The organism is Ruminococcus sp., assembly GCF_024691275.1.
Taxonomy (GTDB): domain Bacteria; phylum Bacillota; class Clostridia; order Oscillospirales; family Ruminococcaceae; genus Ruminococcus.
This window is the reverse complement of record NZ_JAILNU010000088.1, coordinates 23,162-45,871: the sequence shown is the minus strand read 5'-3', so window position 1 is coordinate 45,871 and position 22,710 is coordinate 23,162. Positions and strand designations below refer to the sequence as shown.

The following is a 22,710-nucleotide window of genomic DNA, read 5'->3' as shown; positions in this document are numbered from 1 at the left end:
AATTCATAATTTTAATTTGCAAAATTGTGTCACAAATCCTGCTTCTGCTTCGTTATGTTATATGGAACGTAAAAACCATATAAGAAAGGAAGATATATATGAAATATCCAAAGCTGCTCAGCTTAGCGCTCGCGGCAACACTTTCAGCATCAGCTGTTATACCATCTTGTGCTTATGCTCTCCTGAGCGGAGATGTCAACAATGATGGCGCAATAACTTCCGAAGATCTCTCTCTCCTTCAGGGATATGTCCTCGGAAAAAACGAATTCACCAAGGATCAGGCTGCATCAGCCGACGTAAACGGCGATAAAGTCATAAATTCAGGTGATGTTTCAACGCTGAGAAAGCTTATCCTCAATACAGCAAAAGAGCTCAGCTTCAAGGCTACCGTTGACAGACTTTCTACAGGATATACAGATAATATCAAAAAGATAGACAATTCCAAGAGCGAGTCGGTCATCAAATCAACAGCCGAACTCAAGACTGCTCTTTCTCCATATCTGAACGAAACCACCTTGAATAAATACCTCACAACGTACAACGACACATTCTTTAAGTCATCTGTACTCCTCTTAAAGCCATTCTACTACGACCCGAGCAAGTATTCGGACAAGACAGTCAAGAAGCTCGCCTGCGGCTGTGATTCTTCTTATGCCGGAATATATACACCGTCTGCCGAAGTTACAGAGTATATGAATATCAGAAAAGAACATGATTATAACTCTCCTTCACTCGGTCGTATCTACCCAGGCGCTCAGTTCACTATCACCTATGCAAACGGTACAGGCAACGGCAACTTTGGTCATGTTACATACAACGGCATATCAGGATACGTAAATATGTACTATGTCAGAAAGATATCCGATCTCGCTCCTTCATATAAAACTATCCCAGATATCCAGATAAGCTCAGTCAAGTACGACAAGAGCAATGTAACTGTAACTGCTCTGGAAAAATCTGCGGCTGCAAATGTTGCTTTCTCTGCTGCTATCATTGCTCAGGCAGTCGTACCTAAGAAGGAATATTACGCTTCATCTGCAAAATGGGCTGTAACTTCTATAACGACCACAACTACTACAACTACTACAACTACCACAACCTGTCCTTATCCGCTCGCTAAGGCAAGAATGGATCAGATGGGCATCAAGGACATCAAGGCGGCATTCTATGACTGCTGCGAGCCTACTAAAATGGCATATGAAAAAGGCGCTGTAACCGGTACTATGAAGGAGTTTGCAGATTACGGCTTCAAGAACAGAAAGGGCAACTGCTACACAATGGCTTCAATGTTCTGCGAAATGGCAAGGCTCCTCGGATACGATGCAACACAGATGAGCGGTACAGTATCCCTCGGAACAGGCGGCAGAGGACCTCACTCATGGGTCGAGATCAAGGTAAACGGTACAGTTTATGTATGCGACCCTGACTGTGCATGGGAGTGTTTGTCAAACAACCAGCCTAACAGATTCGCATATTACATGGTTAGATACGGCGGTACCAATATGTGGGATTACATAAAGACAGGCGTTATCAATTAAAAGGAGATAATAAAATGAGAAAATCAATCGCAACTTTAGCATTCATCGCTGCTTTCGCACTTACAGGCTGCGGCAGCGTAACTCAGTCGGCAAATGTTTCTGAGACAACTACAGCTGCTACAACTCAGGCAGCTACAGAGACAACGACTACATCAGACAATATGAAGCTCATAGGTGACAGAGCATCAGGTAATTCCGTATGCCTCCTCACCGTCAGCAACAAGACAAATAAGGATATCGTAAGCATTTCTGTAAAGTCCGATATCGACAAGGATTATTCCGCTAATATGATAAATGAAAAGGATCCTTTCGTCAAGAACGAAAAGCGCCTTATGTACTTTATCCCGGAAAAGCAGGAAACGATCACTTACGAGGACAGCGAGCACGTTGCAACTATGGGCTATACCATAAAGATAGAGTTCTCTGACAAGAAATCTGTTGAGCTCCACCAGTTCCCGTTCAAGGAGATCGAGTACGCTTCGCTCTTTATCGAAGGCGATGTTGCATACTTAGAGTACACAACAAAGGACAAGGGCGAAAAAGTTAGCACTAAGGAAGCTGAAAAGATGTTCAGTGAAAATGAACCTGCTACACAGGCTGAAACCGAGGCCGCTACAGAAGCTCAGGCAAACAACAACAACAACAACAACAACAACAACGAACCTGTATATAATCCTGCTCCTTCATATGAAGAGCCTGTATATCAGGAGCCTGTTTATACACAGCCTACTACAGAGTATGTAGCGCCTGCAACACAGGCACCTGCTCCCGTTGTAACTGATCCGCCTGCTGCTGAGCCTACAACAGCAAATCCTAACAGCGGCTGCTCAGGCTGGTTCTGATAACAAACGATCATGGGTAACAATAGGATATTGTATCTGAGCCGTATAAAAGCCCTTTCATGTGTCGCCATCATCGTGCTGCACACATTCTATATGGCATACAGTTATGCGGTCTCAATTGATACAAAGAGCTGCCTGATATCTGTGAGAAACGCTATGATGTGGGCTGTTCCCTGCTTCGTAATGGCTTCGGGAGCACTTCTGCTCGACAGCAAGCGCATTCTCAATATGAAGAAACTGTTTGGAAAATATATTCTGAGAATGCTGCTGACATTAGTGGTATTCTCAGTGATATTCTCGGTTTTCGATGCCGTAACTACAGAACATTACACTGTTACAGAAACAATAAATGATATATTCAGCGACATATTTCTTGGTACGGGCTGGATACATATGTGGTATCTTTACCTTATGATAGCCATATATCTCCTGCTCCCCTTCTATAAGCTGATCGCCAAGAACGCTTCCGCATCAGAGCTGAGATACCTTATGCTCATATATGCAGTGTTCCTGTCGGTAATACCGTTTATTGAAACGCTCTCGGGAAAGAAGCTGCCTGTATATATATGCGTTTACACAATATACCCGCTCTTCCTATTCCTCGGACACTCAATGCACACCGGTCTTATCAAGCTCCCAAAAAATGCCTGCGGACTGATGTTCCTGATTTGCGCAGGTATTTCTACAATGCTTACAGTATACTGCATATCGACTGATCCCGCTTCCTCGGAAACAGTCAATAAGGTCAAGGAACTTCTGAACGTTTACAACTTCCCTTTGTATATCGTTTTGTCAATAGCAGCTTTCGGTTTTATGAGAAAAACCAGAAATCAGACGGTTCCTGTACTTGATACTATCGCATCAGAGATAGACAGCTGTTCATTCGGCATCTATCTGATACATATGGCTTTCCTGAAACTGATCTTTGAAGTTATCAAGTTTAACCCCTTTGAACACGGCGGTGTCATTGTGATCGTCGGTATATGCCTTGTTACTCTGATTATATCTTATGGTGTTACACGTATTTTAAAACTGATACCATATGTTAACAAAATCATATAATCCGAAATGCTCCCTTCGGGGAGCTTTTTATTTCGTTCATTCACCGAGGTGATAACATGAAAAAAATACCTGTTTCAGAACACAGCCGCTTTTTATCCTGCGCAGAGAGCATTCCATTTTGCAGAGTTTTCCCACTCTCCGTTGCAGAGGGCAGGCAAAGCGGCTCCATATATACAAACAAAAACGAAAGCCTTATACTCATACGCCACAAAAGCAACTTCACTTTTATGTCAGGAAAGCCCGACGAAACAGAGCTCCGCGAAATACATGATATGATTCAGTCGGAGGAGCTTAAATTCCTGTGTCAGGACGCTTCACTTGCTAAAAAGCTCATACAGTACGGCGGTACAGAGCTTGTTCCGAGAGATATCTACAGCTATCCACACGAAAAAGCTCCTGAAATAAATCTCCCTGACGGCTTTGCTCTCCGCAGGATAGATGAAGAACTTTTCAGCAGAATTACAGGGCGTGTTGCTCCATCAGTTTACTGGAACGACTATAAAGAATATAATAAAAACGGCTTTGGTATTTGCGTAATACATGAAAATGAGCCTGCTTCGTGGGCATTTTCGTCAGCGGTAAGCAGCGACGAGAGCGATATCGGAATTGAGACTGCCGAAGCCTACAGGCATCACGGTCTTGCTCTTGCGGCAGCCGCCGCTTTGATAAAAGATATACTCCCGGAAAAAAGCCCTGCATGGACTTGTCAGCGCAGCAACAAAGCTTCCGCACACATTGCTGAAAGTCTCGGATTCAGGAAATGCGGAGAATGTCTCATGATAAAAAAACGGCTAATTTCCCGTAACGTCCCGACGCTCCCGAGCATATAATAGTGTGAAAGGAGTGATCGCATGGGAACTGCCGAAATTATCGCTGTTACAGTCGTGGGGGTAATTGCTGCCGCGGAGATATTCTGCCTGTATCTGTGCTCTAAGCATAAAAAGAAAAGCTATCCTCTTTGTGCTGTTATCCCTCTGTATGCTGAGGATAAGGAGCTCTTCCACCGTCTCGGTCACATAGGCTCGCTCATAGAGGACGGTGATACCTTCATAAGCCATATCCTCCTAATTGATTACGGCTGCACCGACGAGCAGCTTGAAGTATGCCGCGAATTCTGCCTACGCTACCACGCCGCCGAACTCGCAGCCCCCCAAGTTATCGAAAAGTACATGAGCAATTACATTTCGAAAAGCTCCCTGATATGAATGTCAGGGATTTTTTCTCTGCCTGTGTTGCTTTTGGAATAAAAATATGTTATAATGTATACTGTATTTTTATGTGCAGAGGTGAAAATAGTGGAGCATGAGGTCCTTCACATCGAGGGCACTGTAGAAAATGTCCTTTTCAAAAATGAAAATAACGGATATATCGTCCTCGACCTCGATGCAGGCGGAGAACTTATAACCGTCGTAGGTGAGCTCGGCGACATCGAGGAGGGCGAAGGTCTTATCCTCGAAGGCAGCTATATCTCTCACCCTCGGTTCGGTACTCAGTTCAGTGCGGTATACTGCGAAAGAAAGCTTCCATCTACTGTCGTCAATATCGAAAAATACCTTGCTTCGGGAGCTGTCAAGGGCATAGGTCCGGGACTTGCAAAAAAGATCGTTGAGGTCTTCGGTGACAGAACTCTCGATATTATGGAGAATTCCCCGTTCCGTCTGGCTGAGATAAAAGGCATATCCCCGAAGAAATGTGAGGACATTGCCGCAGAAGCTCAGAAGCTGTTCTGCCTGAGAAATCTTATGGCATTTCTTTCACAGTATGAAGTAAAATCACGTTTTGCCATGAATACCTACAGAAAATACGGCTCGGACGCAATGACGCTGCTGAAGCTCAATCCATACCTGCTGTGCAGCGATCAGATTGAACTCGAATTCAGCAAAGCCGACACCATTGCTCATGATATGCACATCGCCCGCAATGACAGCAAACGTATCATCGCAGGTGTTCAGTATATTCTGCGGGCTAACGGCAGTATAGGTCACACCTGCCTCCCCCTCGAAGTCCTTTCCAAAAAGGCTCAGGCTACTCTCGGAGTATCAGAGAGCGACTTCTACAGCGCTTACAATACCGCGCTCGATGACAATGAGCTTTTTGAGTATATCAAAAACGATATTGAGTTTGTATATCTTCCCGATTACTACTACGCCGAAAGCTTCATTGCCGACAGAATACATATACTTAAAGACTTCTCCTCACCCGAGGACTTCAATTACGATACCCTCATTGATATCGAGGAGGAAGAACATAATATAAAATATGAAAAACTCCAGCGGAAGGCTATAACAACTGCCGTTTCACGGGGACTTATGGTGCTGACAGGCGGCCCCGGTACCGGTAAGACCACTACCCTCAACGCTATGATATCAATTTTTGAAAAACGCGGCATGAGAGTTCTTCTTGCTGCTCCTACAGGACGTGCCGCAAAGCGTATGTCCGATCTTACAGGCTGTGATGCAAAGACCATTCACCGCCTTCTTGAAGTTGTCTATGACTCGGGGGACAGGCTCACGTTCGCTCACAATGAGAACAATCCTCTTGACTGCGATGTGCTTGTCATTGACGAGATGTCTATGGTGGACGTTGTTCTCTTTGAGAAGCTTCTCCGCGCAGTACGCCTCGGCTGCCGACTGATAATGGTCGGCGACAGCGACCAGCTCCCGTCGGTAGGCGCAGGAAATCTCCTCGGCGATATCATCGACAGCGGTATCGTTCCAGTCACAGAGCTGAAAGAGATATTCCGTCAGGCTCAGAAAAGCTGTATCGTTACCAACGCACATAAGATCGTGGCAGGCGAATACCCCGACCTCGAACGCAAGGACAGCGACTTTTTCTTCTTCAGGCGCACAGACTATCAGCAGGCGCTGCGGCTCATAGTTGACCTCACTAAAACAAGGCTCCCCAAAGCCTATAACTACTCTCCCACTGAGGATATACAGATACTTACCCCGTCAAGGAAGGGCGTTACGGGTACTGTTGAGCTGAACAAGCTGCTCCAGAGCGAGATAAATCCTCCTGCAAAAAACAAGCAGGAGAAAAAAGGCTACGTCTATACCTACCGCGAGGGCGACAAGGTCATGCAGACCCGCAACAACTACGACATTACATGGTCTAAGGACGGCGAACAGGGCGCAGGCATCTTCAACGGCGATATCGGCAGAATAGTCAGTATCGACAACAGAAGCTCCCTTGCTTTCATCGACTTCGACGGCAGAAAGGCTACATATACATTCGACCTGCTCTCTCAGGTAGACCTCGCCTATGCCGTTACTGTCCACAAAAGCCAGGGCTGCGAATTTGAAGCCGTTATACTCCCCATAATGGGAGGCTTCGACAAGCTGTGCTACAGAAATCTTCTGTACACAGCCGTTACAAGAGCAAAAAAACTCCTCATAGTCATCGGAACTGAGGAGAATATATATAAAATGGTAGACAACAACAAGCGCACAAGGCGGTATACCTGCCTGCGCCATATGCTCGCAGGGACAGCAAAGAAAAGCTCCCCGTTCGGGCAGTAAGAAAGGAAGATAATATGGCAAATACTGATATCGGTATCGACCTCGGTACCTCTAATATCGTTATGACTATGGGAAACAAAGGCGTTGTGCTCAGCGAACCTTCGGTCATTGCGTACAATACAAGAACTGAACGTGTACTTGCTGTCGGCAAGGAAGCCTATGAAATGATAGGCAGAAATCCCGACTATATCGCAGTTAAGCGTCCTATCAGCGAGGGTGTCATCTCCGACGACGACCTCACCCACAGTATGATACGCGAATTCATACTCAAAGTAACAGGCAGACAGCTCGTAAAGCCCCGTATCGTTATCTGTATCCCCTCATTCATCACCGATATCGAGAGCCGTGCAGTTGTAGAAGCTGCAAAGAGCGCAGGCTCACGTCAGGTGTACCTCATTCAGGAGCCTATCGCTGCTATGATAGGCGCAGGAGTGAACATCACAAAGGCAAAGGGTCACATGATAGTTGATATCGGCGGCGGAACTACCGATGTTGCTATCGTTTCCATGAACGGCGTAGTTACTTCGCATACCGTAAAAGTTGCAGGAAACGCCATTGACCGCTCTATAATCAAGTATATGCAGAACAAGTATAAGCTCCTTATCGGCGAAAGAACTGCCGAAAAGGTAAAGATTGAGCTCTGCAACCTCTATGACCCCAGCGACGAGATGACCTATCTTGTCAAGGGAAGAAGCCTCCTCAAGGGACTTCCCGCACAGGTGCTCCTCAGCGAAACAGAGCTCTTTGAAGCTATCGAGGACGACACCTTCACTATTATGGAAGCTATCCGCAAGGTTCTGGAGGACGCTCCACCCGAACTTGTGGGTGATATCTACGATAACGGACTCCTTCTCACAGGCGGCGGCGCTCTGCTGGGCGGACTTACTCAGCTCATCAAGCGTACTCTGGGTATAAGCTGCAATATCGCCAAGGACTCTATCAACTGCGTTGCTAAGGGTACTGGTATGGCGTTCGGCAGAATGACCACTCTCCTCGACGGTTTCGAGGCAGCTACGGTTTATAAGTATAGGTAAGATATTCGTTGCAGTGTTTTAATTTAATATAAGGATAGGATATGCGCAATTTCGGAACACGTTGAGAGCATAATTTTATGTTAACTGAAATGGAGGGATTATATGAATAAAAAGTTTTTATTTGGTGGTATTATCTCGGCTGTCGGAGTATTTGCAACCGGTTGTAACTATGTGTATAATAATCTTATATATGATAAAGACGGTTACAATAAATCTGGTTATGACAAACAAGGTTTTAATCGCGATGGATACGATAAAAAAGGTTATGACAAACAAGGTTTTAATCAAGATGGATTTGATCGTGAAGGATATAACCGAGAAGGATATAACCAAGAAGGGTATAACCGAGAAGGATATGACCGAGAAGGGTATGACCGAGAAGGATATAACCAAGAAGGGTATAACCGAGAAGGGTATAACCGAGAAGGATATGACCGAGAAGGATATGACCGAGAAGGGTATAACCGAGAAGGATATGACCGAGAAGGGTATAACAAGCGAGGGTTTAAGGATGGCTACGATCGATCTGGAAAAGATTCCGACGGATATTATAGATCTGGATATAATGAAGAAGGCTTAGATCGTGGCGAAATGACAGTTGATTTTTATAATAATAAGACAAAGGAAATCGATGAATTATTAAAGAAAGCTCACCATCAAATGAAATGTGACGAATTTGGATATGCGCTTCATGATATTCGCATAGGTTTAGAAAAAGGTGTTAAGTGCGTCATCATTCATTGGAAAGGAAGTTATTCCTTAAGAAAAGAACTTGATGACAATATCAATGTATGCAAGGACTATAAGTTGCTTCCTTTGGAATTTGTTGATAAATTATTTGCTGCTAAGAATCATTGTAATCCACTACAGCATGATTCTTACGTACAAAAGGAATACGGACAAGTTCACTTCACGTATAAAGTTCTTGAGGAGCTAAAAGACCTAATCCAATCTTTTCAAAAATAAAAACAATCTTCCCGCATCACTGAATCACCAGTGATGCGGGTTTTTCTTTATATATTCATTTTCAAAGAAAAAGGGCGCACAATGTGCGCCCCTGCTACTAATAGGAACGCCGAGGGCGGCGCTCCCTACATTTGATTCACTTTTCCATTGAAACTATCTTCTCGGCTGCTTCTGTGAGCCACTCGCCCTCAAACAACTCGATAGTTCCCTGATCGCAGAGCTTTGCAAGCTGTGGATCAATAGGAAGCTTTGCAAGTACTGGGATATCGTACTGTGCAGCTATCTCCTCAATATGGCTCTCGCCGTAGATGCTGTGACGCTTGCCGCAGTCAGGACACTCGAAGTAGCTCATATTCTCGATGATACCGAGTATCGGGATATTCATGAGCTTTGCCATTTTTACAGCCTTCTCAACTATCATAGAAACAAGCTCCTGCGGAGATGTTACGATAACGATACCGTCAACAGGAAGTGACTGGAATACAGTCAGCGGAACATCACCTGTTCCAGGAGGCATATCAACTACGAGACAGTCGATGTCCTTCCAGATAACATCAGTCCAGAACTGCTTAACAACTCCTGCGATAACAGGACCTCTCCATACAACAGGGTCGGACTCGTTCTCGAGAAGAAGATTTATAGACATGATATCGGTTCCAAGCTTGCTCTTTACAGGAATAATGCCAAACTCGCAGGCATCTGCCTTCTGATGGATACCAAAAGCCTTTGGTATGGAAGGACCTGTGATATCAGCGTCCATGATACCAACATTTTTGCCGAGTCTCTGCATAGAAACGGCGAGCAGTGAAGAAACAAGGGTCTTACCAACACCGCCCTTGCCGCTGACAACGCCTATTACCTTGCCAATATTGCTCATCGCGTTCGGCTTTTCGAGCAGGCTCTGTGGTTCCTGTCTGCTGCTGCAATCGCTTCCGCAGCTTGAGCAGTCATGCGTACATTCACTCATTAATAAACACTCCTTATGATATAATACAATTATTATACCCTTTTTTTTATGTTTAGTCAATAGCATATTGACAAATGTATAACACAGTGATATAATTATTTAGAGCTAAGAACTTAGCTAAGCTCTTAGAAAATAAATCTTCGGGCAGGGTGTGATCCCCTACCGGCAGGCGGAGTGCCTCCGCTCCCGACATATCCTAATGAAAAATAATTAAATATCCACTTATTATCTTCGGGGCAGGGTGTGATTCCCTACCGGCAGTATAGCCTGCGAGCCTTATGGGTTGATTCGGTGAGATTCCGAAGCCGACGGTAAAGTCCGGATGAAAGAAGATAAACCGCACAGCAAGTGCAGTATATAAAACTTCAAGCCCCATTTACAGGGGCTTTTTCTATTTTGTTTTCTTGGAGGTTAATATGAAAAAGACTTTCCGAAATATATTTCTCACTGTCGGTCTCGGCACACTGATATTCGTTCCGATGATTATAATCGACAACGGCTTCAATAAGACGATCATATCCGTGCTCATATGGCTCGGAGCTTCTATCCTTTACGGTCTTTCCTTTTCTATTTTTGACATGGAAAAAATTAAGCAGATATTCCGTATCCCGCTTCATTTTATCACCTGCTTTGCCATCACTCTCGCTGTGAGAACAGGTTATTCATTCTTTAAAAACGGCAGTCTGCATTTCAAGAAGCTTTTGATCATCACTCTTCCGATATTTATTGCGATATACATACTGCTTTTTCTTTACATGAAGCATTTCGGCGATCTCAGTTTTAAAATCAAGACCGAAAGCAAAGACGAATAAATGTATCTTCCACTTACTATAAGGAGCTGCTATGACTCACGAAGAATATATGCGTGAAGCACTTGATCTTGCAAAAAAAGGTATGGGCTTCACATCGCCAAATCCTATGGTAGGAGCTGTTATCGTCCGTAACGGCGAGATAATAGGAAAAGGCTACCACAAAAAATACGGAGACCTCCATGCCGAGCGCTCCGCATTTGCATACTGCGATGCTAACAGTATCGACTGCACAGGAGCTGATATGTATGTCACTCTTGAACCATGCTGTCATTACGGCAAACAGCCTCCATGCACCGAAGCTGTTATCGCTCACGGAATAAAGCGCGTCTTCATAGGCTCTTCCGATCCAAACCCGCTTGTTGCAGGCAAGGGCACTCAGATACTCCGCGATCATGACATCGAAGTAACCGAAGGGATACTCCGCGCGGAATGTGACGAGCTCAACGAGATTTTTTTTCACTTCATAACTACGGGTATGCCATTTGTGACAATGAAGTACGCTATGACCATGGACGGCAAAATAGCCTGCTATACCGGCAATTCCAAATGGATAACGGGAGAAACTTCCCGCGCTCATGTCCAGAAGGAGCGCCTTCGCCACAGTGCTATAATGGTCGGTGTGGGAACTGTACTTGCAGATGATCCTCTGCTCACCTGCCGTCTTGAAAACGGTCATGGCCCTCTGCGCATAATATGTGACAGCTCCCTGAGAACTCCTCTTTGCAGCAATATCATTAAGACCGCAAATGAAGTCCCCACAGTTATCGCCACCATATCCGATGACATTGAAAGAATTTCTCTGTACGAAGCAGAAGGCTGCCGTATAATAAAGACCTCTCCCAAGGACGATCATGTGGACTTATATGAACTCATGAAGACACTCGGCAGTGAAAAGGTCGACAGTGTACTCCTTGAAGGCGGCGGCGAAATGAACTGGTCTGCGCTGAACGCAGGCATAGTGTCAAAGGTTCAGGCATATATCGCTCCCAAGCTCTTCGGCGGAAGCGGCAAAACTCCTGTCTCAGGCTTCGGCGTACCTGCACCTGATAATGCATTCATGCTTGAAAACAGCCGAATTGTAAATATCGGAAATGATATAATGATAGAAAGTCGGGTGAAAAAATGTTCACGGGAATAATCGAGGAAGTCGGAACTGTAAAAACTGTACAGCGAAGCGGCAGCTCCTCATTCATTGAGATAGAAGCAAAAAAAGTGCTGGAAGGAACTCACCTCGGCGACAGTATCGCTGTTAACGGAGTTTGCCTGACGGTCACGCAGCTCAGCAGCTCCCATTTTCGCGCAGATGTCATGAACGAGACCCTCAGCCGCTCGTCACTGGGACAGCTCAGGTCGGGCAGCAAGGTCGATCTCGAACGTGCTATGGCTGCAAACGGCCGCTTCGGCGGACATATAGTCTCAGGACATATCGACGGTACAGGTACCATATCTGAAATAAAAGGCGACGGTATCGCTGTATGGTATACTATCACCGCAGCTCACGAGATACTGAGGTATATCGTTGAAAAAGGCTCCGTTGCCATTGACGGTATCAGCCTCACGGTCGCAGCGGTCACAGACACTTCCTTCAGCGTGTCTGTTATCCCGCACACTGCCGCTCAGACAGTTCTCGGCACTAAAAAGGCAGGAGATATCGTAAATCTTGAAAATGATATCATAGGCAAGTACGTGGAAAAGCTCATGAAGCCTGCGGAAACTCCGAAAGCAAGCGGAATTACCATGGAATTTCTTGCGAAGAACGGCTTTTGATGAGAAGACGATATTATTCTCATGACAGACTGTTCAAGCCAGTATGATGAGCTCACATACGAGACCAAAGAAGAAAATCCTGATGGCACATCGCAGAAGCCTGCGATATCAGCTTTTCAATACAAAAGGTAAAATAAACATAGAGAAGGAGTAATCTTAATGTTCCAGTACAACACTGTAGAAGAAGCCTGCGAGGCTCTCCGAAACGGCGAAATTATCCTCGTTACAGATGACGAGGACAGAGAAAATGAAGGCGATATGATCTGTGCCGCACAGTTTGCAACAACAGAAAATGTCAACTTCATGGCAGTTCATGCAAAGGGTCTGATCTGTATGCCAATGAGTTCTGCGCTATGCGACAGACTGCATCTGCCGCAGATGGTGGACTACAACACAGATAACCACTGCACTGCTTTCACTGTGTCCATTGACCATGTTAGCACTACTACAGGCATATCTGCCGAGGAGAGAGGTCTGACAGCGCGTATGTGCGTTTCACCTGACTCAAAGCCCGAGGACTTCCGCCGTCCCGGTCATATGTTCCCGCTTACTGCCAAGAAAAACGGCGTTCTCGAACGTGAGGGACACACAGAAGCTACAGTTGATCTTATGCGCCTCGCAGGTCTTGAGGAATGCGGTCTATGCTGCGAGATAATGCGCGATGACGGCACTATGATGAGAGCCGAAGAATTACAGAAAAAAGCAAAGGAATGGGGCATGAAGTTCATCACCATAAAGGCTCTGAAGGAGTACAGAAAGGTGCATGATGTACTGGTCGAGTGCGTGGCAAACACAAAGCTCCCCACAAAATACGGCGAATTCCGTGCTCTCGGCTACGTAAACAAGCTCAACGGCGAGCATCATGTGGCTCTTGTAAAAGGCGATATCGGCGACGGACAGGATATACTCTGCCGTGTACACTCTGAGTGTCTCACAGGTGACGCTTTCGGCTCGCTGAAATGCGACTGCGGACAGCAGTTCGCTGCTGCTATGACTCAAATCGAAAAGGAAGGACGCGGCATACTCCTCTATATGAGACAGGAAGGACGCGGCATCGGTCTTATCAATAAGCTCCGCGCATATGAATTGCAGGACAAAGGTATGGACACTCTTGAAGCAAACATTGCCCTCGGCTTCCCCGGAGATCTCCGCGAATACTACATCGGCGCACAGATCCTCCGCGACTTAGGCTGCAAGACACTCCGTCTGCTGACCAATAATCCTGACAAGGTATACGGTCTCAGCGGCTTCGGACTGGAGATAAAGGAACGTGTACCGATACAGGTGGACGCTACCGCATACGATCTGTTCTATCTCAAGACAAAGCGCGACAAGATGGGACATATCCTGGATTATTGAGGTGATTTAAAATGAGTATATGGTGGTATTTTGCTACAATTGCGTGTTCTGTCGGAGTTATGATCGAATCACTGTGCTGTATAAACCTGCTCCGCGGTATACTCAGACACAAGGAAGCGGCAATAGTCATTAACCTTCCTACCCTGCTTATATATTTCATAGCCATAATAGTTGAAATAATCCTTGCTATATTCAATAAGGATTTCTCAGTACCCTGGATACTTATGACCGTGATAATGCTCCTCTCTGTTTTATGTCTCTGCGTACCTTTAACACCTGAGGGCATAGTAAGTGCGGGACCGTTAAAAAGCAAACTTATCCCGCGTGAGGAATACAGCTATGAATTCTCAAAGGATAAAATGGGAGACTGCGTAAAGATCTACCGCAACGGTGCAAGCAGACCTGCTGTATTTCATCTCGGCATAAAAAATATGAAAACTGTAAAAATGCTCGCTGACTGGTACAGCAAACACGACTATGAAAATCCACTCACAAAATAAAGGAGCACACATATTATGATGAGAATCGTTTCAATATGCGTACTGAGTATCATAGGTGCTGTATTCGTATTCGGCATCATCGGCTATTTCATTTTCCTCAGGCGCATAAAGGAAAAGAAAACCGCGATAAAACTGAAAAGACGACTTAAAAAGAACGCTGTGTGGTGGACTTGCTGCTGGACAGTTTGGCTGGTAGTCGGATTCCTTGAATGGAACGGCGCAAGAGCAATGAACGACAGATACCACATGATAAACTATGGTCTGCTCTTCATCGGACTTATACTGATAACTATACTTCTCGCGCTCGATTTCTTCATAGGCAAGTTCGCATACATAACTTCACAGAGGGTGTACTTCCCTGATAATTTCGGTCTTGCCCGCAAGAAGAAAAAAGTCATGTATAAAGTATCAGGAGATACTCTGAAGCTGTGGTTCAACAACGCCATCATGCCAAAAGAGTTCACTATAATTGAAAAAAACGATGAGCTTGTTAAACTGCTGAAAGACAACTACAAGCTCAATAAAGGTATATAATATCTGAAAGGAAGATCATTTATGAAAACTTATGAAGGAAAACTTGTCTCAAAGGACACAAGAATAGGAATCGTCGTTGCTCGTTTCAACGAGTTTATCACATCAAAGCTCCTCGGCGGTGCTGTTGATACTCTCAAGCGTCACGATGTAAGCGAGGGAGCTATTGACATCGCTTGGGTACCAGGTGCGTTCGAGATCCCGCTCATTGCCTCAAAAATGGCTAACTCAGGCAAATACGACGCTGTTATCTGCCTCGGCGCTATCATCAGGGGAAGCACCTCCCACTATGACCTTGTATGCAATGAAGCTGCAAAGGGTATCGCTCAGGTTTCGCTTCAGACAGGTATCCCTGTAATGTTCGGCGTTATCACTACCGAGAACATCGAGCAGGCTATTGAACGCGCAGGCTCAAAGGCAGGCAATAAGGGCAGCGAATGTGCTGAGGGCGCTATCGAAATGATAAACCTCATAAGAGAGATCGAGTCCTAATGACTAATCTTATCTTCGATTACGACGGAACTATACACAACTCCATGCTGACATACGCTCCTGCTTTCCGCGATACTATGAAGTGGCTCTCCGATAACGGCTACATAGCTGACAAAGAGTACACAGACAATGAGATAAGCCGCTGGCTGGGCTTCAACTCCACGGATATGTGGGGACAGTTCCACCCTGAGCTTGACCCTGAGATACGCGAAAAAGCAAGAGTGATGCTCGGCAACGATATGGCTCGCCGTGTAGACAACGGTGAAGGTGCTCTCTACGACGGAGCTGAGGCTATGCTGTCGGAACTCAAAAAACGCGGATATACGCTGATATTCCTCAGCAACTGCCGCTTCCACTACCTTGAAAAACACAAGCGCGTTTTCAAGCTGGATCGCTATTTTGACTATTTCTACTGCTGCGAAGCCTTTGATTTCATACCCAAGTATGAAATATTCCGCAAAATAGCTCCCGACCATGAGGGAGATTTCATAGTCATCGGCGACCGCTTCCACGACATCGAGACAGCTGTACAAAACGGGCTGCCGTCTATTGGCTGCGGTTACGGTTTCGGCTCGGCTGATGAGCTTTCAAAAGCTGATATCATCGTTAACAGTATTCAGGATATTCCCGATGCCGTTGAAAAACTAAGATCATGATACGAAAGGAGCAGATATGAAAGCATCACGCATCTCTGCGCTAATAATTGCACTGTTTTTTACTTCTTCATACTGCTCGTGCAGTTTATCACATAAGCGTCAGTCCCGTTCCCGTGACAAGGAACGGGAATTTGCCATTGGACAATCCTACGCTCCCGACAAAAACAGCAAAGATAAGCTGTATACACCTCAGGTAAGACTTGCCGATGTCGAAGATGCTGCAACAGGTATTTTTCAGAAACTTGAATCCGATGTGTACGACGAAAATATCAGTAAAGAGATAGAATTGGGCTTCAAGGATATGCTGTACTATTCGGATAAACTTTGCGACTCAAATACCCTCGCCGAGATAAGCTTTTATTCACACTGTAATGACAACGCTGCAAGCAATATCTCCGAAAAAGCATATAATGATATGCTGCTTTCGCATCTTCTGACCGAATACATCATATTCTGCGGTTACAACAGCCCTTACAAGGAACTCTTCAAGGACTATCTCACCAAGGATATGGTACAAAAGTTCGAAGACGACGATTCACTTCCTGTTGATATAAGAATCCGTGGCGAGTTCTATTTAGATGAGCATCCTTATAACCTCTATCTTAATAAGCATCAAAAGCTATCTGCCAAAAACGGCAGTCATGAATCCGACCTTGAATATGCCGAAACTCTTATATCAAACCTGAAGGAGCATAAATTCAACTTATATACTCAGTACAACAGGGACTATACAGGCGAGGATATCATCAGACTCAACAAAGCCATAAAAAATATCCTTCTCCCTGCTTACGATGAGCTTACTCTTACCTACCTCACATCTTACGAACATCAGAACAACATCGAAAGCATTACTCATGACCCATTCGATATCATAAACAGGTATGCTCGGAAGCTTTCTTCGCCATTTGCCGAAAATGCCCAAAAGCTCATAGATCAGGAGCTTTTCACTATCTGCAATGATACCGATGCTGCTGATCTGTCGTTCACAGATATCATGCCTTCACAGCACAGTGCAAGGATATTTATCGGCGATCCGTACAACAGAACCGATCTGCTTCCCGATGCTATACGCCAGTTCGGTCATTTCAACGCTGAACTCGAAGATGATACTCCTGTTTTCTTATACGAGAATAACATTGATATCGCTCAGCTTCATTCAGCAGGTATGCAGATGCTGTTCTTGCAGTTCTACGACGATATCTACGAAGATATGAGCAAGTTTGAAAAGCTTCGCACTGTAAAGGAGCTTCTTGACTCTGTCATATCAGGCTTCCTTATCGGCGAATTTGAATACAGTGTTGCTATTGATTCAAAAGATATAACTCCCGAGGAAGCGGTCGAACGTTTCAATGAGCTCTTTTCAGATTACGACTACACCTATCGCCTAAGCAATATCAGCTCTTATCTGGAAAAACCAGGTTACTGCATAAGCTGCGGTGTTTCCGCGCTCGCAGCTCTGGAGATGTATGATGACGTTTTCAATGCTCCCGAAAAAGCTCTCGAAAGGTATAAGAATATCGCCGATGTTTCTTGTCATACCTTCGATTCATCTTTCCGTTCTGCTTTACATGAAGCAGGTTTCAAAGACGTTATGACCGAAGAATTCATCACAGAGCTTGCCGATCTTGTTATGAGGATCGACGCAGAATATAATTGAAAAATGGCTGAGCATTTTATACTGCTCAGCCATTTTCTATTTATTCAGCATGAAACAATACCTGTCAGCGGTTATCTGCATTGATTTCTTCAAGTTCTTTAAGCCAGATATTTGCACAGGCATCGCTCGGCATACGCCAGTCACCGCGCGGAGACAGTGTTACTGTTCCGACCTTGGGTCCGTCAGGCAGGCACGAGCGCTTGAACTGCTGCGAGAAGAATCGGCGGTAGAACGTTCTGAGCCATTTCATTATCAATTCGCCTGTGTATTCCCCTGCAAATGCTATACAGGCTATGCGGAAGATCTTTGAAGGCGTATATCCGTATCTCAGCATATAATACATGAAAAAATCATGCAGCTCATAGGGTCCCACAATGTCCTCGGTTTTTTGCGAGATAGTCCCGTTGCTTTCAGGCGGCAGAAGCTCAGGACTTACGGGAGTATCAAGTATATCCAGAAGAGCTCTTTTCAGCTTTCCGTCCGAAGCTTCGGCTTCATAGCTCACCAGCCAGCGCACAAGTGTCTTAGGTATTGATGAGTTTACCGCATACATTGACATATGATCTCCGTTGTATGTTGCCCAGCCGAGTGCAAGCTCGGAAAGGTCGCCTGTACCGATAACTATTCCTCCGAGCTGATTTGCCTTGTCCATAAGTATCTGTGTACGCTCTCTTGCCTGCGAGTTCTCATATGTGACATCATGTACATCAGGCGATTGGAATATATCTGCAAAATGCTGAAAAACACTGCTGCGGATATCTATTTCAGTCAGTGCAGTTCCATAAGCTTCGGCAAGAGTACAGGCATTATTGTAAGTCCTGCCTGTTGTTCCGAAACAGGGCATAGTTATTGTATGGATACCGCTTCTGTCAAGTCCGAGCATATCAAAAGCATGGACAGCTACTATGAGGGCAAGTGTTGAATCAAGTCCGCCCGAAAGCCCTATGACCGCATTTTTGCAGCCGATATGACGCAGCCTTGTCATTAATCCCACAGCCTGCATAGTGAGTATCTCCTCACATCTGCTGTCGAGAAGCTTTTTATCTGTCGGCACGAAAGGCGTTTTCGCAAAGTATCTCTCAAGAGGCGTTTCAGCGATATCAAGGCTGAAATATGCTGTTTTCATGCTCGGTGAAGCTGTGAACGTATTCATTCTTCTTCGTTCATATGCAAGCTTCTTTATATCCGTATCCGCAATGGAAAGTCCCTTTGAAAAAGGCTTTGACTCCGCTATTACAGAGCCGTTCTCCGCAATTATATCGTGACCTGCAAACACCATATCCTGGGTAGATTCTCCAATACCCGAATCCGTGTAAACATATGTACAGGCAAGTGCTCCAGATCTTGCTTTTATAAGCGTTCTGCGGTAGTCTGCCTTTCCTATCACCTCATCGCTCGCGGAAAGATTGAATATGATGACTGCTCCTGACCTTGCAAGCTGTTCCGACGGCGGAGAGCTTACCCACATATCTTCGCATATCTCAACTCCGAAGCTAAGTTCGGGCAGTTCCCTGCAAGTGAATACAACATTTTCGAGATGAACGGAATACTCATCATCAAGCTGTATATCCGCACATAAACTCTCGTCGGCTGCTGTGAAGTGTCGCACTTCATAAAATTCACTGTAATTCGGTATATTCTTCTTTGCAGCCGCACCGACTGCCCTTCCTCCGCTTATCACAACAGCACAGTTGTACAGCTTTCCGCAGACTGCTATCGGAGCACCTACGATAGAAACAATGTCAAGATGTGCGGTTTCCTTGATTATTCGTGCTATCTGCTTTTTCGCCGAAGTTAAAAGAGCGTCCTGCAAAAACAGATCCCCACAGGTATAGCCAGTTATGGACAGCTCGGGGAAACAGACTATTTTTACACCTTTTCCGTGAGCTTCGGATATGAGTTCTATTATTCTCTCTGCATTATATTCGCAGTCGGCAACTCTTACATCAGGCGTTGCACAGGCTATCTTTACGAAACCATCTTTCATAATTTACCTCCTAAAAAGACAAAAGGGAGCTGAAAATCAGCTCCCTTGCTTAACCTTTAACATAATAATTATATACCTGTAAGGTCATTTTGTCAAGTGCCGTTCAGCTACTTGACAAATCAGACTTCACATGATATAATGCAGGTAAACAGCAACGGCGCTTCTCGAAAATGAGAAGCGCTTTTTTCATGGAGTGAGAAACTTGAAACTTATATTTCCGCCCATAGGGGCAAGAATCATCAAATCTTCAATCGCAGTCGGGATATGTATGACCGTATACTTTCTGAGGACTCTTCTGCCTATTGAGAACGGTATTCCCTTTTACGGAGCTCTTGCTGCTCTCTGGTGTATGCAGCCTTATGACGATACTACAAAAAACAATGCTGTACAGCGCTCTGTCGGAACGCTTATCGGTGCTGCATACGGTCTCGTATTCCTGCTGATTTTTCGCCTTATCAACATTTCCGTGCCGATGATATTCTATATTTCGGCAAGTGCAGTTATTATTCCCGTTATTTACACAACGGTAGTATTCAACAAGCGCAATGCTTCGTTTTTCTCATGTGTGGTATTCCTGAGCATTGCTCTGACCCATTCATTCGACAACGATCCATACCTGTTTGTTCTTAACAGAGTGATCGACACTTTTATCGGCATTATCATCGGTGTTACAGTCAACGATTTCCGTCTGCCAATAAAGCATGATACAGATACCCTCTATGTCAGCGGCATCGACGATGTACTCGTTTCGTCAGGCTCGTCTTCCGATTACAGCAAAGTGGAACTTAACAGGCTCATTCGCCGCGGCGTTAAATTTACTATCTCAACTACCCATACTCCCGCTGTGCTCATGAACATCATGAAAGGCGTGGAGCTTCAGCTTCCTGTTATCGTTATGGACGGAGCTGCGCTGTATGATACAAAAGGAAAGCAGTACCTCGAAATGATATATCTGCCGCCTGATGTATCGTATGAAGCGGAAAGGATCATCGGAGAATGTGGGCTGCACTGCTTCGTGAACGTAATGCTCGATACAACGCTGCTGATATATTACGGAGATTTTCGCAATCAGGCTGAAAAGGAGCTCTTTGAGTCATACCGTCATTCAGCGTACAGAAACTATATCAGCTCTTTATTCCGCAGAACAGACAGTAAAGAACGTGTGCTGTATATAACTGTACTCGCTGACAGTTCAAGCACAGCCATGCTTGAAAAAAGACTGAGGGAGCAGCTCGGTGAACAGATTAGGATAAGCATTTCCATGTCGGAATTTGACGGTTTCCTGTACCTTAAAGTCTTTTCACCGCTGGCTTCAAAGCAGAATATGATGGTAAAATTAAAGGAGTACGCAAAAGTCGATGAAGCTGTTACTTTCGGAAGTATCGAAGGACAGTACGACATCTATATCAACAACGGCGGCGGCAACGGAACTGTGAAGAAACTGAAGAAAATATGCAGGATCAACGGGCGCGATTTCAAAGAGTAAAACAAAAAATATTGTCAGACTCTTGACAAGCGTTTTGATATATGATATCATAAGAGTGTAATAAAGCAAGCAACGGCGCTTATCCGCATGGATAGGCGCCGTTTTTGTTGATGATTGGAGTGGTAATAATGACACAGCAAAATAATAAGCAGTTTACAAAGCCTGTTGGCAATGCAGATGAGATAAACGAACTTCTAAGACGTTACGGTGTAAAATTCGGTATATACAAAAACGGTGTTTTCAACGAGCAATTCTTTCCTTTTGATCCTATCCCCCGTGTTATTTCTTCGGAGGATTTCAAAAGCATTGAAAAGGGACTTGTTCAGCGTGTGAATGCACTGAATGAGTTCCTTTTTGATATTTATCACGATAAAAACATCGTAAAAGACGGCATTATCCCTGAAAATTTCATTTACATCTCAAAGGGCTATCTTGCACAGTGCGAGGGTATAACTCCCAGAAACAAAATATACAGCCATATCTCGGGCATCGACCTTGTTCAGGCTAAGGACGGCGAATGGTATATCCTTGAGGATAATCTGCGTATCCCCTCGGGTGCCTCTTATCCCCTAATAGCCCGTGAACTGACAAGGATCGCCGCACCTCATGCATCTTCAGAAAACGAGATCATTGATAACCGAAACTACGCAAGGCTGCTGAAGGAAACCATGGAATATGCAAACTGCGGCGGTATAAGCGCTATACTTACTCCCGGAAGATATAACGCCGCTTACTTTGAGCATTCCTATCTTGCAGAGCATACAGGCTCGGTGCTCGTTCAGAACGACGAGCTTTTCGTCGAGGACAATATCCTCTATCAGCGAACTTACTCAGGCGGCAAAACAAGAATAGGTGTGCTGTACAGACGTATCGCCGACGAGTATCTCGATCCGCTGACTTTCCTGCCTGAATCTCTCATAGGCATACCAAATCTTATGGAGGCTTACCGCAGCGGAAACGTCGGTATTATCAACGCTCCGGGCAACGGAGTCGCAGACGACAAGGGCATATATTATTTCGTACCGAAGATGATAAAATATTACCTCGGCGAAGAACCTATACTCAAAAATGCCCCGACATATCTCCCCTTCTATGAAGATGATATGAAATATGTCATGGAAAAAATTGATAAACTCGTTATCAAGGACGTTGCTGAAGCAGGCGGTTACGGAGTAGTCTTCGGCAGAAATCTTACAAAAGAAAAGCTTGAGGAGTTCCGTAAGACTATAATTGCCGAACCAAGACGCTTTATAGCTCAGGAAGTTATTGACTTCCTTGATCTCCCTATACTTGAAGAAGGTGAAACTGTAATGCGAAAAGCAGACCTGAGAGCATTCGTGCTTTCGGGCGAAACCACAAAAGTCTGGGCTTCGGGACTTACAAGATTTTCACGAAATCCCGATTCATTTGTAGTCAATTCATCACAAGGAGGAGGCTTCAAAGATACGTGGGTACTAAAATAACAGCTATCATGCAATAGCCGCACACCATCAGCCTGTAATTGTGAGCTGATGAAATGCTGCTAAATGCTAATGA

Annotated in this window: 21 protein-coding genes and 1 riboswitch; of the genes, 19 read left to right on the top strand and 2 right to left on the bottom strand. The window is 45.0% G+C overall.

What is annotated here, in order from left to right; genetic code table 11:
- The first annotated feature begins 98 nt into the window (after window positions 1-98).
- The 8 genes from K6G33_RS10910 to K6G33_RS10875 all read left to right on the top strand — a co-directional run bounded on the left by K6G33_RS10910 (window position 99) and on the right by K6G33_RS10875 (window position 8,960).
- Window positions 99-1,538, top strand: coding sequence for a dockerin type I domain-containing protein (locus K6G33_RS10910; RefSeq protein ID WP_296779340.1), 1,440 nt, complete (start codon window positions 99-101; stop codon window positions 1,536-1,538).
- A 14-nt stretch (window positions 1,539-1,552) separates the two neighbouring features.
- A complete protein-coding gene (locus K6G33_RS10905; protein ID WP_296779338.1) occupies window positions 1,553-2,380 on the top strand; it encodes a hypothetical protein in 828 nt (275 codons plus the stop codon).
- 12 nt (window positions 2,381-2,392) lie between these two features.
- On the top strand, window positions 2,393-3,442 hold the full coding sequence (locus K6G33_RS10900) for an acyltransferase (protein WP_296779335.1): 1,050 nt from the start codon (window positions 2,393-2,395) through the stop codon (window positions 3,440-3,442).
- A 56-nt stretch (window positions 3,443-3,498) separates the two neighbouring features.
- Window positions 3,499-4,272, top strand: a complete 774-nt coding sequence (locus tag K6G33_RS10895; RefSeq protein ID WP_296779333.1) for a GNAT family N-acetyltransferase — start codon at window positions 3,499-3,501, stop codon at window positions 4,270-4,272.
- A 21-nt stretch (window positions 4,273-4,293) separates the two neighbouring features.
- Window positions 4,294-4,647, top strand: a complete 354-nt coding sequence (locus tag K6G33_RS10890; protein WP_296779329.1) for a hypothetical protein — start codon at window positions 4,294-4,296, stop codon at window positions 4,645-4,647.
- A gap of 90 nt (window positions 4,648-4,737) precedes the next feature.
- Entirely contained in the window at window positions 4,738-6,960 is a 2,223-nt protein-coding gene (locus tag K6G33_RS10885; protein WP_296779327.1) for an ATP-dependent RecD-like DNA helicase, read from the top strand.
- A gap of 14 nt (window positions 6,961-6,974) precedes the next feature.
- Window positions 6,975-7,994 (top strand): rod shape-determining protein, encoded by a 1,020-nt coding sequence (locus tag K6G33_RS10880; RefSeq protein WP_296779324.1) that lies wholly within the window; start codon window positions 6,975-6,977, stop codon window positions 7,992-7,994.
- Window positions 7,995-8,096: 102 nt separating this feature from the next.
- Entirely contained in the window at window positions 8,097-8,960 is an 864-nt protein-coding gene (locus K6G33_RS10875; protein WP_296779323.1) for a hypothetical protein, read from the top strand.
- 136 nt (window positions 8,961-9,096) lie between these two features.
- Here K6G33_RS10875 and K6G33_RS10870 read toward each other — a convergent pair whose 3' ends face one another.
- Entirely contained in the window at window positions 9,097-9,927 is an 831-nt protein-coding gene (locus tag K6G33_RS10870) for an Mrp/NBP35 family ATP-binding protein (protein WP_296779320.1), read from the bottom strand.
- A 223-nt stretch (window positions 9,928-10,150) separates the two neighbouring features.
- Window positions 10,151-10,265, top strand: a riboswitch (FMN riboswitch).
- 78 nt (window positions 10,266-10,343) lie between these two features.
- Here K6G33_RS10870 and K6G33_RS10865 point away from each other — a divergent pair.
- The 9 genes from K6G33_RS10865 to K6G33_RS10825 all read left to right on the top strand — a co-directional run bounded on the left by K6G33_RS10865 (window position 10,344) and on the right by K6G33_RS10825 (window position 17,701).
- Window positions 10,344-10,739 carry a DUF3021 family protein gene (locus K6G33_RS10865; RefSeq protein ID WP_296779317.1) on the top strand — a complete coding sequence of 132 codons (396 nt, stop codon included), beginning with the start codon at window positions 10,344-10,346 and terminating at the stop codon, window positions 10,737-10,739.
- A 31-nt stretch (window positions 10,740-10,770) separates the two neighbouring features.
- The gene (ribD, locus tag K6G33_RS10860; protein ID WP_296779314.1) at window positions 10,771-11,877 is read left to right on the top strand and encodes a bifunctional diaminohydroxyphosphoribosylaminopyrimidine deaminase/5-amino-6-(5-phosphoribosylamino)uracil reductase RibD; all 1,107 of its coding nucleotides are present in this window, start codon (window positions 10,771-10,773) and stop codon (window positions 11,875-11,877) included.
- Window positions 11,862-12,506: a riboflavin synthase gene (locus K6G33_RS10855; RefSeq protein WP_296779311.1), complete on the top strand. Its 645-nt coding sequence runs from the start codon at window positions 11,862-11,864 to the stop codon at window positions 12,504-12,506. Before ribD ends, K6G33_RS10855 begins: the two co-directional genes overlap by 16 nt.
- A 159-nt stretch (window positions 12,507-12,665) precedes the next feature.
- Entirely contained in the window at window positions 12,666-13,865 is a 1,200-nt protein-coding gene (locus tag K6G33_RS10850; protein WP_296779309.1) for a bifunctional 3,4-dihydroxy-2-butanone-4-phosphate synthase/GTP cyclohydrolase II, read from the top strand.
- 11 nt (window positions 13,866-13,876) lie between these two features.
- Window positions 13,877-14,365: a hypothetical protein gene (locus tag K6G33_RS10845; RefSeq protein ID WP_296779308.1), complete on the top strand. Its 489-nt coding sequence runs from the start codon at window positions 13,877-13,879 to the stop codon at window positions 14,363-14,365.
- Window positions 14,366-14,380: 15 nt separating this feature from the next.
- A complete protein-coding gene (locus K6G33_RS10840; protein ID WP_296779305.1) occupies window positions 14,381-14,899 on the top strand; it encodes a hypothetical protein in 519 nt (172 codons plus the stop codon).
- A gap of 21 nt (window positions 14,900-14,920) precedes the next feature.
- Window positions 14,921-15,388 carry a 6,7-dimethyl-8-ribityllumazine synthase gene (ribE, locus tag K6G33_RS10835; protein ID WP_173449940.1) on the top strand — a complete coding sequence of 156 codons (468 nt, stop codon included), beginning with the start codon at window positions 14,921-14,923 and terminating at the stop codon, window positions 15,386-15,388.
- Window positions 15,388-16,044, top strand: coding sequence for an HAD family hydrolase (locus K6G33_RS10830; protein ID WP_296779304.1), 657 nt, complete (start codon window positions 15,388-15,390; stop codon window positions 16,042-16,044). Before ribE ends, K6G33_RS10830 begins: the two co-directional genes overlap by 1 nt.
- Before the next feature lie 16 nt (window positions 16,045-16,060).
- The gene (locus tag K6G33_RS10825; RefSeq protein ID WP_296779303.1) at window positions 16,061-17,701 is read left to right on the top strand and encodes a hypothetical protein; all 1,641 of its coding nucleotides are present in this window, start codon (window positions 16,061-16,063) and stop codon (window positions 17,699-17,701) included.
- 64 nt (window positions 17,702-17,765) lie between these two features.
- On the opposite strand, the gene K6G33_RS10820 is transcribed toward K6G33_RS10825, so the two are convergent.
- The gene (locus tag K6G33_RS10820; protein WP_296779300.1) at window positions 17,766-19,688 is read right to left on the bottom strand and encodes an NAD(+) synthase; all 1,923 of its coding nucleotides are present in this window, start codon (window positions 19,686-19,688) and stop codon (window positions 17,766-17,768) included.
- 202 nt (window positions 19,689-19,890) lie between these two features.
- Between K6G33_RS10820 and K6G33_RS10815 the strand changes: the two genes are divergently transcribed.
- Complete coding sequence (locus K6G33_RS10815) at window positions 19,891-21,174, top strand: FUSC family protein (protein WP_296779299.1); 1,284 nt, start codon at window positions 19,891-19,893, stop codon at window positions 21,172-21,174.
- A gap of 128 nt (window positions 21,175-21,302) precedes the next feature.
- Window positions 21,303-22,637 carry a circularly permuted type 2 ATP-grasp protein gene (locus K6G33_RS10810; protein WP_296779297.1) on the top strand — a complete coding sequence of 445 codons (1,335 nt, stop codon included), beginning with the start codon at window positions 21,303-21,305 and terminating at the stop codon, window positions 22,635-22,637.
- Window positions 22,638-22,710 lie beyond the last annotated feature (73 nt).

Coding starts and splice junctions, on each gene's coding strand:
- K6G33_RS10905 (WP_296779338.1), top strand. CDS start 1,553: ATGAGAAAATCAATCGCAACTTTAGCATTCATCGCTGCTTTCGCACTT.
- K6G33_RS10840 (WP_296779305.1), top strand. CDS start 14,381: ATGATGAGAATCGTTTCAATATGCGTACTGAGTATCATAGGTGCTGTA.
- K6G33_RS10895 (WP_296779333.1), top strand. CDS start 3,499: ATGAAAAAAATACCTGTTTCAGAACACAGCCGCTTTTTATCCTGCGCA.
- ribD (WP_296779314.1), top strand. CDS start 10,771: ATGACTCACGAAGAATATATGCGTGAAGCACTTGATCTTGCAAAAAAA.
- K6G33_RS10845 (WP_296779308.1), top strand. CDS start 13,877: ATGAGTATATGGTGGTATTTTGCTACAATTGCGTGTTCTGTCGGAGTT.
- K6G33_RS10910 (WP_296779340.1), top strand. CDS start 99: ATGAAATATCCAAAGCTGCTCAGCTTAGCGCTCGCGGCAACACTTTCA.
- K6G33_RS10855 (WP_296779311.1), top strand. CDS start 11,862: ATGTTCACGGGAATAATCGAGGAAGTCGGAACTGTAAAAACTGTACAG.
- K6G33_RS10870 (WP_296779320.1), bottom strand. CDS start 9,927: ATGAGTGAATGTACGCATGACTGCTCAAGCTGCGGAAGCGATTGCAGC.
- K6G33_RS10890 (WP_296779329.1), top strand. CDS start 4,294: ATGGGAACTGCCGAAATTATCGCTGTTACAGTCGTGGGGGTAATTGCT.
- K6G33_RS10825 (WP_296779303.1), top strand. CDS start 16,061: ATGAAAGCATCACGCATCTCTGCGCTAATAATTGCACTGTTTTTTACT.
- K6G33_RS10810 (WP_296779297.1), top strand. CDS start 21,303: ATGACACAGCAAAATAATAAGCAGTTTACAAAGCCTGTTGGCAATGCA.
- K6G33_RS10865 (WP_296779317.1), top strand. CDS start 10,344: ATGAAAAAGACTTTCCGAAATATATTTCTCACTGTCGGTCTCGGCACA.
- K6G33_RS10830 (WP_296779304.1), top strand. CDS start 15,388: ATGACTAATCTTATCTTCGATTACGACGGAACTATACACAACTCCATG.
- K6G33_RS10900 (WP_296779335.1), top strand. CDS start 2,393: ATGGGTAACAATAGGATATTGTATCTGAGCCGTATAAAAGCCCTTTCA.
- ribE (WP_173449940.1), top strand. CDS start 14,921: ATGAAAACTTATGAAGGAAAACTTGTCTCAAAGGACACAAGAATAGGA.
- K6G33_RS10880 (WP_296779324.1), top strand. CDS start 6,975: ATGGCAAATACTGATATCGGTATCGACCTCGGTACCTCTAATATCGTT.
- K6G33_RS10820 (WP_296779300.1), bottom strand. CDS start 19,688: ATGAAAGATGGTTTCGTAAAGATAGCCTGTGCAACGCCTGATGTAAGA.
- K6G33_RS10850 (WP_296779309.1), top strand. CDS start 12,666: ATGTTCCAGTACAACACTGTAGAAGAAGCCTGCGAGGCTCTCCGAAAC.
- K6G33_RS10875 (WP_296779323.1), top strand. CDS start 8,097: ATGAATAAAAAGTTTTTATTTGGTGGTATTATCTCGGCTGTCGGAGTA.